This window comes from Streptomyces sp. NBC_01261, assembly GCF_036226385.1.
GTDB lineage: Bacteria > Actinomycetota > Actinomycetes > Streptomycetales > Streptomycetaceae > Streptomyces.
Genome location: NZ_CP108463.1, coordinates 2,904,451 through 2,918,236 on the forward strand (window position 1 = coordinate 2,904,451; position 13,786 = coordinate 2,918,236).

The following is a 13,786-nucleotide window of genomic DNA, read 5'->3' on the forward strand; positions in this document are numbered from 1 at the left end:
TCGGATTCTCCCTAGGTCAGAGTGAGGCGCGGCGACGGGGGAAAGTGGACCGGCAGGCCGGTCAGGGAACGGTGGAATGGGCCCGGGCGGTAGGTGAGTTGCGCGGCGGGGACGGCGAGTTCCATCTCGGGGAGGGCGTCGAGGATCTCCTCGATGGCCACTTCGGCGATGAGGTAGGCCAGGGGCTGCGCGGGGCAGGTGTGCGGTCCGGCGCTCCAGGTCAGGTGGGAGCGGTTGCCGGCGCGATGGTCGGAGACGACCGTGGGGTCGTTGTTGCAGGCGGCCATGCTGACAAGCACCGGCTGATGGGCCGGCAGGACGACGCCGTCGACCTCGACCGGGAGCGGGGGATACGACGCGCAATAGATGGCCAACGGCGGATCGGCAAAGAGCAGTTCGTCGAGGGCGTCGCGCACGCTGAGGCTCCCCCGCAGCACGCGGCCGGAGTACCGGTCGTCGCTGAGGATCAGCCGCAGGGTGTTCGCGATGGTGTTCTGCTCCGGCTCGATCCCGGCGCCGTACAAGGTGAGCAGTTGGTCCATCAACTCCAACTCGTCCAGCTTGGCCGGGTGCATCAGGAGGCCGGTGGTGATGTCCATCCCGGGATGGCGGCGTTTGAAGGCGACGAGTTCGCTGAGGGTCTCGGCCAACATGGCATTGCCGGCCTCGGCGTTCACGCCGTCGAAGACCGCGGCCATCCCCTGGGCCACGCGCTGGCCGATCTCCGGGGGACACCCGAGGATCGCGTTGAGGACCTGAAAGGCAAGGGGCTGTGCGTACTGCGTCAGCAGGTCCGCGTGGCCCTTCTCGCACATCTCGTTGATCAGAGGGATCGCGATCCGCTGCACCATGGCGTGCAGTTCGTGCTGGCGGACGTAGCCGAGGGCGGACGTGTTCGCCGAACGGTAACGATCATGAGCGGGGCCCGAATTGCGCAGCGCGTTGCGGCGGTGCTCCAGCATCGGCCGGACCGGGCAGTGCGCGGAGACGCCCTGTTGCCAGATTCGCGGGTCGGCGGGGAACCGTACCGGGTCGTTGAGGACACGAACCGCGGTCTGATAGCCGATCACCAGCGTGGCAGGCACGTCCGGGTCAAGGTAGACCGGAGCCAGCGTTCCGTACTGCTCCCGCATATGCGCGTACCAAAGGTGGGGATCCGCCGCGAACTCCTGTGTGTAGATGGCGAATCGCGCGTCCCCGGTGCGCGTCCGGTGGTCGGCTTGAGATATCGGTGGCGGCAGATTCACGACAGGTGCTCCAGTCGGCTGGATCGGTGGAGGTATTCGACGAACGCGATCAGCGCGCGGATGCAGGAAACTTCGTCGCGGGCGTCGCAGGAGGTGAGCACCACGTCGGCAGGCAGGGCCAGGGCCTGCCGGATCTCGCCGAGGTCGTATCGAGGGGCGCCCTCGAACTGGTTGACCGCGACGGCGAATGGCAGGTCGCGTTCTTCGAAGAGCCCGAGGATCGCGTCGGAGTCCTGGAGCCGACGAGTGTCGACGAGGACCAGCGCTCCCAGTGCCCCGTGGATGAGGTGTTCCCAGAAGGGTGTGAACCGGTTCTGCCCGGGGGTGCCGAACAGATAGAGGGCGAGCCGGGGGCTCAGCGTGCGGCGGCCGAAGTCGAAGGCGACTGTCGTCTCCGTCTTGTCGGGCAGGCCGGCGAGGTCGTCAACTCCCCTGCTGGCTTCGGTGATCGGCTCTTCGGTCCTCAGCGGTTTGATCTCCGACACACTGCCGACCAGCGTCGTCTTTCCCGCTCCGAAGTGGCCGGCGATCAGGATCTTCGCCGAGCGGGTCACGGTGGCGGGGAGGTACTGGTGCTCAGACGAGAGCACGGAGTCCATTGAGTACTTCCTCCAGAACGCTGATGTCCGGCTGATCGTCGGCCAGGGTCGGGGTGTTGAGGTGGCCGGTGTCGAGAAGTCCGGAGACGACGATGAGCGCGACGGTGGGGGGCAGTTCGAGAAGCGAGGCGATCTCCGCGATCACCAGCGGCCCGTGGCAGATCCCGAGGACCCGTCGAGCTTCGATGTCGAGGCCGTGAAGCGGACGGTCCGCTGCGCGAACGAGCGTCGTCAGGGTCAGTCCGTCGCGGGACGGCGCCGAGTGCCCACGTGTACGGACGTACGCCCGGACCATGTCGGGATCGCGCCCCAGCGGGCTCATGGCCGAGCGCCGCCCTCATCACCTTGGCTACGCGCGGGGCTGGACAGTTCCTTGCCGAGGCGTTCGGACAGACCGTTCATCCGGTAGGTGAGGACCTCGGCGTCCACGGTGTCGGTCGTCGACACTGCCAACAGGGCGTTGTGGCCAACGGTCTTGACGAAGAGGAGGCCATCGTCGAACTCGCCCACGACTTGGCGCAGCCCGTTCGTGGCGCCGCCGGTGTACGGGGCCATCGCGACGCCGATGGAGTGAAAACCGCTGGTGGATGCAGCGATCTTGTCTGCCGTGTCGCGGTCCACCGATTCCGAGTAGCCCAGGGCCAACCCGTCCGTGGCCAGCAGTACGGCGTAGTGGACACCCGGCATGCTCGACAGGTCGTCGAGCATCCAGCCGAGCCTGTTCGCCTGTGTCGTCATGAGTCGAGGAACCCTTCTTCGTGATCTGTGCGGACCATCGCGCCCTGGGCGGGGCGCGGCTGAGGTACCGCGGTCTCGCGTGTCTGCCTGCTCGCCGCCCGCCAGGCGCCGATCACCTCGGGTCGGGCCGGCTCGGTACTCACACGGCGTTCGGTGGAGGCCTGTTGCTGCCGATGCATCGGTTGGCGAGACGTGCGCGTCGGCAACCCGTTCTCGGTCAGCGCCGGTTCCGAAGGGGCGGGCGTCTGTGCGTAGACGAGCTGCGGCACCGGTTCCGCCTCGGCAACAGCGGTGGTGAGGAGTGCCTCGGGGAGGAAGACCGAGGCGCACATACCGCCGTAACGGTTGGAATCCGTGAGGACGACCTCGATGCCGTACCGGCGGGCAAGGAGCGCGACCACGGGGAACCCGACCCTCGGATGCGCGTCCATGGTGAGGATGTCGATCTCCTGGCGGCCGTCCAAGATCCGCCGTGCGCGCTCCAGATCCTCCGGGCTCATCCGCTTGCCGGCGTCGTCGATGAGGAGGGTGACTCCGTAGTGGCCGTGCTGGGCGCTCACCTCCACGTACGTCTGCGGTGGTGAGTACCGGGCCGCGTTGTCGAGGAGTTGGCTCAGGATGAGCTTCACCGGCCCGACCATGCGGGCGATGACCGCCCGGTCCGACGTGTACGGCTGGATACGCGTGTAGTTGGGGATCGCACCTTGGGCCGCTCCGACGACGTCCGTGAGCGTGCTGGCCGGCCACCTCTGTCCGAGCCGCCCGCCGGCCAGCACAACGTAGGACTGTGCTTGGTGAAGCATCTGCTGGACGCCGTGGTCGATCTTGGTGAGTGTGGCGAAGAGGTGGCTGTCGTGATGTCGGCGCAGGGCCTGGGCGATCTCGTTGCTCACGTTGATGCCGGTGCTCACCATCGCTGTGGCGAAGGACTTGACGGCTCCCTTCGCCGCCTCGCGGGCTTCGGCTTCGACTTGCTGACGCGTCGAGACCGCTGTCTTGCGCTGCACCTGTTGCAGACCGGCGACGTACCGCTCGCCGAGCGTGCAGAGCTTGTCCACGAAGCCGGAGCCGAAGAGGCAGTCCGGGACCTCGAACTCCGTAGACGTCGACTGCGACCATTGGATGGAGTCCGCGACCGATGCGAGGCCGTCCGAGACCAGCGCGGCCAGGGCCGTGTCCTGGGCAACGGCGATCTCCTGCCAATACGCGCTCCGGGCACGGTATTTGGCGGAACGCCGGCCGCAATGCGCGGCCAGCCCGAGCGCCACAGCAAGCATGGCGGTCAGGCAAATGAACGCCACGACAGCTGATTCGTGTCTCATCGGTTCTCTCAATGGGGTCGAAGGGGGAGCGACAGAGCACGTGACCGGTGACTCGGAGGACCGTCGGGTCGGCGCCGGAGACGAGTGGAAGCCGAGGTGGCTGCCTCATGTCGCGAAGGTCGTCGACAGGGCGCCTAGAACTTGATCTCGCCGATCACGTCCACGAGGCTCGTCGTGGCCTTGGAGATCGTCGGCGCGATCGATGAACTGGCGAGGTAGAAGCCGAAGAGCGTGCAGACGATCGCGTGCGCGGCCTTCAGCCCTCCGTTCTTGACGAGCAGGAACGTGATGATCGCGAGGAGCACGACGGCCGAGACGCTAACCGCCATACCGCTCCTCCCTGTTGCGCGTGCCGCCCGACCGCGTCAGGGCGAGCCAGTGGAGGAGTGTCACGCTGTCGGTGTGATCTGGATGTCCATCGGGAGGAATCAGCCACACCGTCGAGCAGCGCGAGTGCCCGACCACCTGGCCGCCGAGCGCACATTCCCAGTGGCGCCCCGTACGACACACCGTCTGCGGAACGTGCCAGCGGTAGGCGGTTCCCGCTTCGACCGGGATGTGGACTCGGGCGTGCGCGGGGCAGCAGAGCACCGGCCCGACAGGAAGTCCCCTGTTCCGGGCCCCCTCGACAGCACGTAGACCGACGAGGAGTCCCGCCTGCACGACGTCGACGGCCCCGAGTCGCGGCAGCGGACGTGACGCGAGCTGGATCCTCCAAGGCAATTCGGTCTGCGCACACGGCAAGATCGACTCCGGGGTGGTGGGGTGGCCGTGCCACGGGCGCCGGCCGTCCAAAGGCACCACGGGTGCCATGCGCTCCGGGACGGAGTGCGGATCAGAGGCGGTTCCAATTCGGCCTTGCGAGGCAATCACCGGGATCTCCTGTGCGTGCGGATTCATGGCTGAGCCTCACGACCAAGTAGTCGCTCTCACAAGGACGTTGGCAGATCCCCAAGACTGTTTGCCTGAAAGCGATTACGCACATGCCGAGGGTGATATCACTCCGGCGATCCCGGTTCGGGAAAGACCGATCACGTCCTCACCTGCGCGTATCACGTGAGTAATACGGGGTGCCAGAGGCCGCCCGTACCCTGATGTACGCAGAGGAGAAACGGGGGTGCGATGCGGAAGAACGCTCGCGTATGCGCCGACTGCGGATGCCACCTGAGCCAGTACAACCTGGAAGACCGGTGCGCGACGTGCTCCCGCGACAGGCGAATGGCCGCGCGCTCGGGTCCCCATGTCCCGGACGAGGTCTGGCTCGAACCGGCCATCCAAGTCGCCATCGCCAACTGGGACTTCGGTCTCGCGAGTCGCCTCATCCGTGAACGAGCGGCTCTCCGCCAGGACGACATGGCGCTCATGACCGGACTCAGCCAGAGCTTCCTCTCCATGCTCGAAGCCGGCAATCGCCGCCTGACCAGCCTGGACAAAGCCGCGCGGTTCCTGGAGGGCATCGGAACACCGGAAGCTCTGCTTGCCCCGCCGTTCCGTGAACAAGCGCCACCCACGGCCACTGCCGATATGGCGCTTCCAGCCCTCGGCCACCACGACGCCCGAACTTCGGTGCACCAGGCCGCGGATCTGAACGATCTTGCGGCCCATGCCGCCGTACGGTCCCTACAGTTCACCGACGAGATCACGAAGACCAACGTGAGCAACGTCGAACTGGAAGGTCTTGAATCCACCCTCACTCGGATCGCCGGCGACTACGTCCACGCCCCGCTGCACCAGATCTTCACGGACCTCGTCACGACACGGGATCGTCTCTTCACCCTGCTGAACGGCCGCCAATCCCTGCGGCAGACTCGCGAACTGCATCTCCTCGCCGGCACGAGTTGCCTCCTGCTCGCGCATGCCTCGCAGAACCTCGGCGACGAGGACGCCGCCATCGCTCAGCTCCAAACGGCGTGGACGTTCGCGGAACAGGCCGACCACAACGACCTGCGAGCCTGGGTCAAGGGCACAGCCGCCCTCATCGCCGAGTGGTCCACCCGCCGACAGACGGCCCTGGAATACACACGCCAGGCGGCCCAACTGGCACTCGGTGGGGAGACACGAATCCGAATCGTAGCGATCGAAGCCCGGGCCGCAGCACGCATCGGAGATCGCCCTACGGCCTTGGCCGCGCTGGAGGATCTCCAACATGCCCGAGACCACCAAGCCGGGCCCGACGCACTGACCCGCTTCGGCGGCCTCCTCAGCTTTCCCGAGGCGAAGCAGGAGTACTACATCGGCGGAACCTTCGCGCTGCTCGGCGAGCACCAGCTCGCCGAGCAACACGCCTATGCCGCAATCGAGTTGTACGAGAGCGGTCCCGACGAACACCGGTCGTACGGTGACGAGGCCCTGGCCCGCCTCGACATCGTGACCGCGCGCATCGCCGTAGGAGAGATCGAGGGAGCCGGCGAACAGTTGCAACCCATCCTGGAACTCCCCGCCGACCGCCGGATCCGGCAGCTCGGCGACGCCATGCGGGCAGTGACTAGGCTGCTGGAAGAACCGCGGTTCGCTCGTAGCTCTGCCGCCCGCACGCTCGCGGACGCAACCCGTGGTTACCAGGCGATCGACACCCGAACGAAAGCCCTCACTCCATGACCACGACGGTCTCACCAGAGTCCGCGGCCCGTATGGCCTGTCAGGCGTCCGGCCTGGCAGACCGATCCCTCGTCCGGCTCCACGAACACGCCACCTCTGTGTTCCTCCTCGCCGAAGAAGGCGTCGTCGTCCGCGTCAGTGCGATCTCACAGCGGCAGCAGCTCGAAACGGCTGTGTCCCTGACGCGCTGGCTCGCCGACAACGACTTTCCGGCCACGGAACCGTTGGACGTTCCTCAGCCGGTGGCGTACGAGCCGTACGCCGTGACGTTCTGGCAGCACTACCCGCAACCGCCGAAAGGTGCACCACCCGCAGAACACCTGGGTGGTTTGCTCCGCGCCTTCCACGACCTGCCGGCACCGCCGCTGCCCCTCCCGAAGTACCAACCCCTCGCCACGCTCAAGACCACCGTCGGGTCCAGCACCTACCTGACATCAGACCAACGGTCATGGCTGGTAGGCCATAGGGAAGAACTCCTGGATGCCTACGCACAGCTCGACTTCCCGCTGGGCCATGGACACATCCATGGTGACGCGTATCCGGGAAATACCCTCTGGGCCGATCACGGGGTCCGACTGGGTGACTGGGACGAAGCTGCCTTTGGGCCTCGCGAGATCGATCTGGCCAATACGTTCCAGGGGGTGCGTTTCGGACGCTCCGCCGAAGAACTCGGCAACTTCAACTACCGGTACGGATACGACATCAGGCAGTGGCCCGGGCTCCCTGTCCTCTGCGAAATCCGGGACCTGCACACGCTCGGGTCCTATATCCGGCGCGCGGATCACGGAGATGCAGCTGCCGCGCAGCAGTTGTCGTATCGCATCGAGACGATTAGGAACCACGACGGCGAGGCCCGGTGGTGTGCTGCCTGATCTGCCCGGCGGCCATCGCCCCTCTCACCGGTCCTGTGTCGTCAACGCCAACTCGGCGATCTCGGCCGCGCAGCCCCACGAGAGCGTGACGCCCGTCCCACCGTGACCGTAGTTGTGGAACACCCTGCTCCCGCTGTCACGGCGTTCCTCCTCGACTCGGACTTCAGAACGGGTCGGTCGGACGCCCACAAGGTGTGCGACGACGGGCGTCTTTGCCAATTCCGGCACGATCTCGGCGCATCGGTCCACAATGGCTCGGGCCGCTTCAGGATCGTCGCGAAGATCCCCCTCACCATCGATCGCCGTGCCACCCAGCACGACGTTGTCGCCATGCGGGTAGATGCACAGAAGCTCGGACGACAGTCCCGTGTCTTCGGAGAAGAACTCCGTGATGCCAGGGTTCTCCACCACCACGTGCTGACCACGGATCGGTCGGACGCCGGGGTCTCCGGCGAGATCGCCGCCTCTCAGGCCGGCGCAGTTGACGATCGCGGACGCGCCTTCGACCTCATCCAACGTACGGATCGTCCCGTGCTGAACTACGCCGCCCGCCCGCTGGAAACGGTCCAACAGATACTGCAGATAGACCGGCATGTCGATGAGCGGCACGGTGAAGCGGTGGCCGCTCGCGAAACCCGCAGGCAGTTCCTCCGGCGCGCAGGTACGGAAGTCAGGGAGCAGGTCGCTCCAGTCGGGCGCCGGCACCTGAGAACGAGCCGCCTCGATCCCGCTGACCATCCGTACCCCTGTCGAGGGATCTTCGGCCAGAGCCTCGAAGACATGTAGGGATGCAAGGCTCCATTCACGCACGCGCACCCACGGCTCGACCAGGTACGGCCCCCACATCGCGCCCGCCGCCAGGGACGTCGCACCTGGTACTTCCTCTGCCACCAGGCGCACGGGAAGTCCCGCTTCGAGGAGTGAGACTCCTGTGGTGAGGCCGGAGACGCCCGCACCGATGATGACGATCGACTGATCTGCTGTCATACCCCGACGGTATCCGCCCGGCCAGGCCCTGTTCCGGCATGCATCCGAAGCCCTTCCTCCAACTCAGGCAGGAACGTCTTGACGTGAGGATTTCGCTGGCGACGACGCAACTCCACCGCCAATTGCCGGAGGAGTTCCGTGCTGCGCGGAGACCGGACCACTTCCAAGCGTGCGACGGCGGTCCTCGCGATCTGGCAGGACCGCTCCAAGTCACCCGAGGTGCTGTAGCCCAGAGCGAGCCAGGCTCCCTCGAACAGGGCCCTTCGCTGACTCGGATCCCCCTTGGTCACCAAGTGCGCCCCTGTTTCGAGGAACTGCTCACCACGCCGGACGAAGCCACGCCCGGTGGACCTGTTCCCTTCCCCGACAGCCGATCGCCCCAGGTTGATCATCGAGTAGCCGGTCTGGCACTCCAAGTGGTTGGGCGTGAGGAAGTACATCCACCGCGGCTCGTCTTCGTTTCCCGAGCGCGTCTCGATCAACTCGCATGCGAGACCGCTGGTTCGCTCGAAGTCTGCCGTCTGCCCGGCAGCGGCGTAGCCGTGCGCGAGGCGGGACAGGACCGATGCTCGGACGCTCGCGGTCCCGCCGCCGCTCGCCCGACGGGCGGCCTCACCCAGGGCTATCGCGTCTGCGGAGTGGCGTCGGCTGGAGGCCTGGAACGACATGTCCGCGAGGATGTGTGCACACAGTTGTCTGTCGTTGACCTGATGCGCTGCTCGTAGGGCTGTGACGAAGTATCGCTGGGCGAGGCCATGGTTGGCGGAGTCGAAGGCCATCCAGCCGGCAAGTTGGCCAATCTCAGCGAAAGCGCGAATCAGCCGGACTGTGGCTTCCGCAGAGAGTCCGCCCTCGTGGAGCAGAAGACCGACGGCCCGGAACTGTGCTCCTACGTAAGGCAGATGGCGGGCGCCGCCGTTCGCGTCGTCGAGGAGTTGCAGCAGCGGCAGGTTCTGTTCCACCTGGGCGACGAGGGGATCGGACGACGACCCGTCGTCGGTGATCCGCGAGGTGAAGGTGCCTCGTCCTGCCGTTCCGTCGAGGTACTGCGAGATCGCCGCGAGCAGACCTGCCCCCGAGATGGCCAGGAATCGGCGGCGGTCGAGAAGACCGCCAAGTACCCAGTCCTCCACGATCTGATCAAGTCCTTTGACGCTCCATGGGTGATCCAGGTTCGCATCCGCGGCCAACAGGAGCGGCGAGTCGACTGCCTTGCCCTGCCAGAGATGCTCGACGGATATCGGGCGGCCCAACTCCTGCGAAAGAACGTGGGCCGTCATCGCCGACAGCGGAGAACGCGGTACACCACCGACGTCACGCCAGTGGTACGGGGCGGATTCAGCGACGCTCCCAGCGCCGAACACGCGATTCAGCCTTCGAGCAAGAGCCTTCGGACTCCACCCGAGCTCGTCCAGACACTCCGCCAACACTACGTTGTGCCTGCTGTTCGTCTCCAGCCTCTCCACCCCCTCTCCCTCCGTGCAGCAAAACACGCTCCTGCTCGGGCATTCCCCGTTTCAGCCCAACCCACCAACACGCCGAGAAGTTGACCAAGTTGACCGCTGGATGGCCTGCACGGGACCCCCACCCATCCGGTGTCCTAGAGCTTCGGGACACGAACCTTCCAACTGAAGGCAAGGAGTGGCCGTCCGTGCTGGTCGGACAAACCCTCAACGCGCGACCTCCAAGCCCCGCTCGCCGGTGCGCGGGGTGCGGATGCCGCCTGAACCGGTACAACGACAGCCCTCGCTGTTTCACGTGCAGCCGGAGCGTAGCGATGCCGGAAGCGGCCGTACCCGGGATTCCAGCGGAGGTCTGGGACGACCCTCTCGCCCAACAAGCGCTGGTCGAACGCGACTTCGGGGCACTGTGCCTTCGGTTGCGTGAGCTGACCTCCCTGCGACAGGACGACCTGGCGCTGCTCACGGGGCTGAGTCAGCCCTATCTGTCGATGCTGGAGTCCGGCCGACGCAGGCTCACCAGCATCGACAAGATCGTTGAGCTGCTCGCAGGTCTTCAAGTTCCGCCGGAACTCACGGGCCCCATGCTTCGAGTTCGCCCCCTCACCGGGCACGCCGGACGTGACGCGCACTGAGCAAAACAGGGTTCCGTTCACGAGCTGGATCACTGGAGCGATATCACGATCGTGATGTGCGAAGTGCCGCCACCAGCAGCAGAGTTGAACCCGCGAGCCTCTGCGGCCTACGCCCGGAAGCACGTCATTTCACCAGCATAGGCACGTCAGTGCAGCGCAATCGTGGCGTACCGCACCGCCGACGAGCGCCGCCCCCGAAACACCTCGGACGCGGGGGGACGGTTCTGGTGCCCACCGCGCCGAATTGCGCCGCCGCTCAGCGGTTGCACCTCCGCAGCCGCAGGATCCCCAGGCCATTCGCTTGCCGAGTGGCCTCAACGAGAGGAGAGCCGAGTGACCACAACCGCGAAGAACGCGAAGGCCAAGAAGAAGGAAGGCGGAGGGACCAGCGTCGGCCTGCTGGTCGCCGTCGAGCAACTCGCCGTGGCCCACGACCGCAGCGAGGCGGAGCGGTCCGACGTCACCAGCTCGCAAAACAGCGCGGGCGACGACGGCGACAACCGCGACCTGAACCTTCCCAAGGAGTAGGAGGAACCCATGGAGCACCGGCTCGTCACAGGTATCGAGAAGGCGTTCGGCTGGGACGGGCCGGGGCCCGTGGGCACCGCGTTCGCTCGCGGGCACCTCGCCGACCCGGACCTGATCGCCCGGCTGATGACCCCGAACCGGCTGCTGGAGACCATCCGGCACCGCCACCTCGCCAACCCCCAACTGCGCTGCTACGCCGATGGAGACGAGGTACACCCCTCGCTCTTCCTGTCCACCAACGTCAACCGGCGCAGGCAGGCTGTCAGCCAGGCCGACATGGCGGCTCTCGGCCGGATCCTCAACGACGGAGGAACCCTGGTCCTGGACCACGTCGACGCCTTCGACCCGACGCTGGAAGTCGCGTGCCGCGCGCTGGGCTGGTGGTCAGGTGAACTCGCCTCCGCCAACGCCTACTTGGCCGTCGGTGACACGGATGGCTTCAACCTGCACTGGGACGACCACGACGTGATCGCGGTCCAGCTCTCGGGCGAGAAGTCCTGGGAGGTCCGAGGCCCCTCCCGTCCAGCGCCCATGTATCGCGACGCCGAGCGCAACCGCACACCGTCGGAGGAGGTGCTCTGGAAGGGCACCATGCGGGCCGGCGACGTCATGCACATACCCCGCGGCTACTGGCACACCGCGACGAGAATCGGCTCCGGAGACGACGGCCACTCCCTCCACGTGACCTTCGGCCTGACGAAGCGCACCGGTGTGACCTGGGCCAACTTCCTGTCCGACGCCGCGCGCGCCGACGAGGCCTTCCGTACGGACCTGGAGCGCAGCGACGACACCGTCGACGGCGCCGTGCTCGCCGCGAAGCTGACCGAACTCGCACGCGAGTACAACCCCGAGCGCTACCTCGCGGAACTGCGCGCGAACACCCCGCCCGCTCGACACCTGCCCCACATCCCGGTGTTCGGCCCGCTCGAATACGCCGTAGCCTGCACCGAGTTCGAACCGGTCATCACACGCGCCAGCGACACGGTCCAGGTGGTCGGCGGCGGCAAGCGCCTCACCTTCCACGGCCGCGCCGAACCTGCCCTTCGCAGCCTCCTGTCCGGGCACCCGGTACACCTCACCGACGACGACCAAGACCTCACCACGCTCGCCGAGCACCTGATCCAGGAGGGGCTGTGCGCACCGCTGACCGCCGAATCGCTCTCGGCCTATACCGGACTGGTCCCACCCGACACCTTCTAGAAGGTGCCCTGGAGCAGGGTGTCACCGACCTCGACACCGCCTTCAACTATCAGCACTTCGCCTCCCACCGGACGCTCCCGACGATCGCGGACGACCTCCTGTCGGAGTTCACGATCTCCACGAAGGTCGGCTACTTCCCCGACGGTCACGATCTCGACCCGGCGCGGCTTCGCGTAGCGGTCGAGCGATCGGCGGAGGAACTCGGCCGTACCCCGGACACAGTGCTCCTGCACAACCCCGAGTCCTCGGTCGACGGCTTCGCCGACGCGTGCGCCGTCCTCCTGGACCTGCGCGAGGCAGGACTCTGCAAGACCTGGGGACTCTCCACATGGGACCCTCGACCGCTCCTCGAAGCCGACTGGGAGGTCCCGCGCCCGGACGTGGGGATGGTTCGCGCCGGCCTCACCGTCCCAGTCGGGATCCTGGACGCGGTGGACGAACTCGTCCTCCGCGCACAGATCACGGAGCTGTGGGGAATGGCTCCCTTTGCGGGAAACGCAGACGACTCGATCTGGCAGACCGTGGACACCTCCACGTTCCTCGTCCCGGGCCAGCAGCACAACGCACTTCAGACAGGCGTCGCCGCAGCGTTCGCGATCCCCGAGGTCAGCCGTCTCGCGGTCGGCACCTCTCACGTCGAGCACCTGGCCGAAGCCGTCGGTGGCACACGACTTGAGATCAACACCGAGACGGTGACGGCATATCGGGCGCTACTGCGCGAGCGGGCTACCGTGAGCGCAGGAGCCCCGTCCAGGAAGGACCCCTAGTGCACGCCACCTTGGATGACCTCTCGACAGTTCCGCTCGACGACGTCCTCGACGACGTCGAGCGGCGGCTCGGACGTCAGCTCAAGCGCGAGGACGGCCACTTCAGCAAGTACAACGGCACCGCCGGCTTCCGAACCGATGCGGCCACGTGGGTCCGGCTCGCCTGGCGACGCGCAGAGAAGATCGACCCCCAGGCCTGGACCGGCTTCGAGGCCGCAGCCGCCATCGAAGGCGTACCCCGGCCCGAATGGTCAGCCGCGGCCGTCTGGACCGACCGGGGCCGCGGTGTGGTGTGGCGTGCGGACGAGATGACGCTCGTCGAAGACGGCGCGCTCTCCCCCACCAGCGACATCACCTCGGATCCTGAGCTGCCCGAGCAGTGGTGGATCGACCTACGGACCGCGCTCATGAACCTCTCGGTCCACTCCACGGACCGCGTGTCCATGGGCCAGGCCCACCTGACCCGCCGCATCCACGAGGTCTACGGGACGGACATCGACACCACGATCACCGACTGGGCCTGCGCCCACGGCGATCTCGGCTACGCCAACCTCTGCGGCCCCCGCCTGTCCATCCTCGACTGGGAGAGCTGGGGCATGGGCCCGGTCGGATGGGACGAGGCCTGCTTGTGGTCCGCCTCCCTGACCGTGCCCACGCTCGCGGAACAAGTAGAGGCCCTGTTCTCCAGCATCCTGGCGACTCGCAGTGGCAAGCTGTCCCGCCTGCTGCTGTGCGCGAACGTCGAGCGCGCCTTCCAACGGACGGGCAAGAAGGCGCCGTTGACCGACACAATGGCCGACGTCGCTGCTTCGCTGCTTCGCGACCTGCGCTAG

Annotated in this window: 15 protein-coding genes; 7 read left to right on the forward strand and 8 right to left on the reverse strand. The window is 66.7% G+C overall.

Features of this window, described 5'->3' with window-relative positions:
• Positions 1-11: 11 nt before the first annotated feature.
• The 6 genes from OG226_RS12630 to OG226_RS12655 form a co-directional block, all read right to left on the reverse strand.
• Entirely contained in the window at positions 12-1,247 is a 1,236-nt protein-coding gene (locus tag OG226_RS12630; protein WP_329349002.1) for a cytochrome P450, read from the reverse strand.
• Entirely contained in the window at positions 1,244-1,846 is a 603-nt protein-coding gene (locus tag OG226_RS12635; protein WP_329349003.1) for a GTP-binding protein, read from the reverse strand. Before OG226_RS12635 ends, OG226_RS12630 begins: the two co-directional genes overlap by 4 nt.
• Positions 1,824-2,168, reverse strand: coding sequence for a DUF742 domain-containing protein (locus OG226_RS12640; RefSeq protein ID WP_329349004.1), 345 nt, complete (start codon positions 2,166-2,168; stop codon positions 1,824-1,826). Before OG226_RS12640 ends, OG226_RS12635 begins: the two co-directional genes overlap by 23 nt.
• Positions 2,165-2,584 carry a roadblock/LC7 domain-containing protein gene (locus OG226_RS12645; RefSeq protein WP_329349005.1) on the reverse strand — a complete coding sequence of 140 codons (420 nt, stop codon included), beginning with the start codon at positions 2,582-2,584 and terminating at the stop codon, positions 2,165-2,167. The genes OG226_RS12640 and OG226_RS12645 overlap by 4 nt, the downstream gene beginning before the upstream one ends.
• Positions 2,581-3,861: an ATP-binding protein gene (locus OG226_RS12650; protein ID WP_329349006.1), complete on the reverse strand. Its 1,281-nt coding sequence runs from the start codon at positions 3,859-3,861 to the stop codon at positions 2,581-2,583. Before OG226_RS12650 ends, OG226_RS12645 begins: the two co-directional genes overlap by 4 nt.
• A 179-nt stretch (positions 3,862-4,040) precedes the next feature.
• Positions 4,041-4,235: a hypothetical protein gene (locus OG226_RS12655; protein ID WP_329349007.1), complete on the reverse strand. Its 195-nt coding sequence runs from the start codon at positions 4,233-4,235 to the stop codon at positions 4,041-4,043.
• A gap of 889 nt (positions 4,236-5,124) precedes the next feature.
• Here OG226_RS12655 and OG226_RS12660 point away from each other — a divergent pair.
• Both OG226_RS12660 and OG226_RS12665 read left to right on the forward strand, forming a co-directional pair.
• Positions 5,125-6,504, forward strand: coding sequence for a helix-turn-helix domain-containing protein (locus OG226_RS12660; RefSeq protein ID WP_329349008.1), 1,380 nt, complete (start codon positions 5,125-5,127; stop codon positions 6,502-6,504).
• On the forward strand, positions 6,501-7,376 hold the full coding sequence (locus OG226_RS12665) for a phosphotransferase (protein WP_329349009.1): 876 nt from the start codon (positions 6,501-6,503) through the stop codon (positions 7,374-7,376). The genes OG226_RS12660 and OG226_RS12665 overlap by 4 nt, the downstream gene beginning before the upstream one ends.
• Positions 7,377-7,400: 24 nt before the next feature.
• Here OG226_RS12665 and OG226_RS12670 read toward each other — a convergent pair whose 3' ends face one another.
• Together OG226_RS12670 and OG226_RS12675 are read right to left on the reverse strand one after the other, a co-directional pair.
• On the reverse strand, positions 7,401-8,363 hold the full coding sequence (locus OG226_RS12670; protein ID WP_329349010.1) for an FAD-dependent oxidoreductase: 963 nt from the start codon (positions 8,361-8,363) through the stop codon (positions 7,401-7,403).
• Positions 8,360-9,829, reverse strand: a complete 1,470-nt coding sequence (locus OG226_RS12675) for a carph-isopro domain-containing protein (RefSeq protein ID WP_443066883.1) — start codon at positions 9,827-9,829, stop codon at positions 8,360-8,362. Before OG226_RS12675 ends, OG226_RS12670 begins: the two co-directional genes overlap by 4 nt.
• Positions 9,830-10,140: 311 nt before the next feature.
• On the opposite strand from OG226_RS12675, the gene OG226_RS12680 reads away from it, so the two are divergent.
• From OG226_RS12680 to OG226_RS12700, 5 genes are all read left to right on the forward strand, one after another.
• Positions 10,141-10,458 (forward strand): helix-turn-helix domain-containing protein, encoded by a 318-nt coding sequence (locus OG226_RS12680; protein ID WP_329349011.1) that lies wholly within the window; start codon positions 10,141-10,143, stop codon positions 10,456-10,458.
• 333 nt (positions 10,459-10,791) lie between these two features.
• Positions 10,792-10,986, forward strand: coding sequence for a hypothetical protein (locus tag OG226_RS12685; protein ID WP_329349012.1), 195 nt, complete (start codon positions 10,792-10,794; stop codon positions 10,984-10,986).
• A 9-nt stretch (positions 10,987-10,995) separates the two neighbouring features.
• Entirely contained in the window at positions 10,996-12,186 is a 1,191-nt protein-coding gene (locus OG226_RS12690) for a JmjC domain-containing protein (protein WP_329349013.1), read from the forward strand.
• Entirely contained in the window at positions 12,120-12,953 is an 834-nt protein-coding gene (locus OG226_RS12695; RefSeq protein WP_329349014.1) for an aldo/keto reductase, read from the forward strand. Before OG226_RS12690 ends, OG226_RS12695 begins: the two co-directional genes overlap by 67 nt.
• Positions 12,953-13,786, forward strand: a complete 834-nt coding sequence (locus OG226_RS12700; protein ID WP_329349015.1) for an aminoglycoside phosphotransferase — start codon at positions 12,953-12,955, stop codon at positions 13,784-13,786. Before OG226_RS12695 ends, OG226_RS12700 begins: the two co-directional genes overlap by 1 nt.

Bases quoted from the DNA above. Each gene is read 5' to 3' on its own strand.
- OG226_RS12690 (WP_329349013.1), top strand. From the start codon at position 10,996: ATGGAGCACCGGCTCGTCACAGGTATCGAGAAGGCGTTCGGCTGGGAC.
- OG226_RS12645 (WP_329349005.1), bottom strand. From the start codon at position 2,584: ATGACGACACAGGCGAACAGGCTCGGCTGGATGCTCGACGACCTGTCG.
- OG226_RS12640 (WP_329349004.1), bottom strand. From the start codon at position 2,168: ATGAGCCCGCTGGGGCGCGATCCCGACATGGTCCGGGCGTACGTCCGT.
- OG226_RS12670 (WP_329349010.1), bottom strand. From the start codon at position 8,363: ATGACAGCAGATCAGTCGATCGTCATCATCGGTGCGGGCGTCTCCGGC.
- OG226_RS12660 (WP_329349008.1), top strand. From the start codon at position 5,125: ATGGCCGCGCGCTCGGGTCCCCATGTCCCGGACGAGGTCTGGCTCGAA.
- OG226_RS12655 (WP_329349007.1), bottom strand. From the start codon at position 4,235: ATGGCGGTTAGCGTCTCGGCCGTCGTGCTCCTCGCGATCATCACGTTC.
- OG226_RS12635 (WP_329349003.1), bottom strand. From the start codon at position 1,846: ATGGACTCCGTGCTCTCGTCTGAGCACCAGTACCTCCCCGCCACCGTG.
- OG226_RS12680 (WP_329349011.1), top strand. From the start codon at position 10,141: ATGCCGGAAGCGGCCGTACCCGGGATTCCAGCGGAGGTCTGGGACGAC.
- OG226_RS12650 (WP_329349006.1), bottom strand. From the start codon at position 3,861: ATGCTTGCTGTGGCGCTCGGGCTGGCCGCGCATTGCGGCCGGCGTTCC.
- OG226_RS12665 (WP_329349009.1), top strand. From the start codon at position 6,501: ATGACCACGACGGTCTCACCAGAGTCCGCGGCCCGTATGGCCTGTCAG.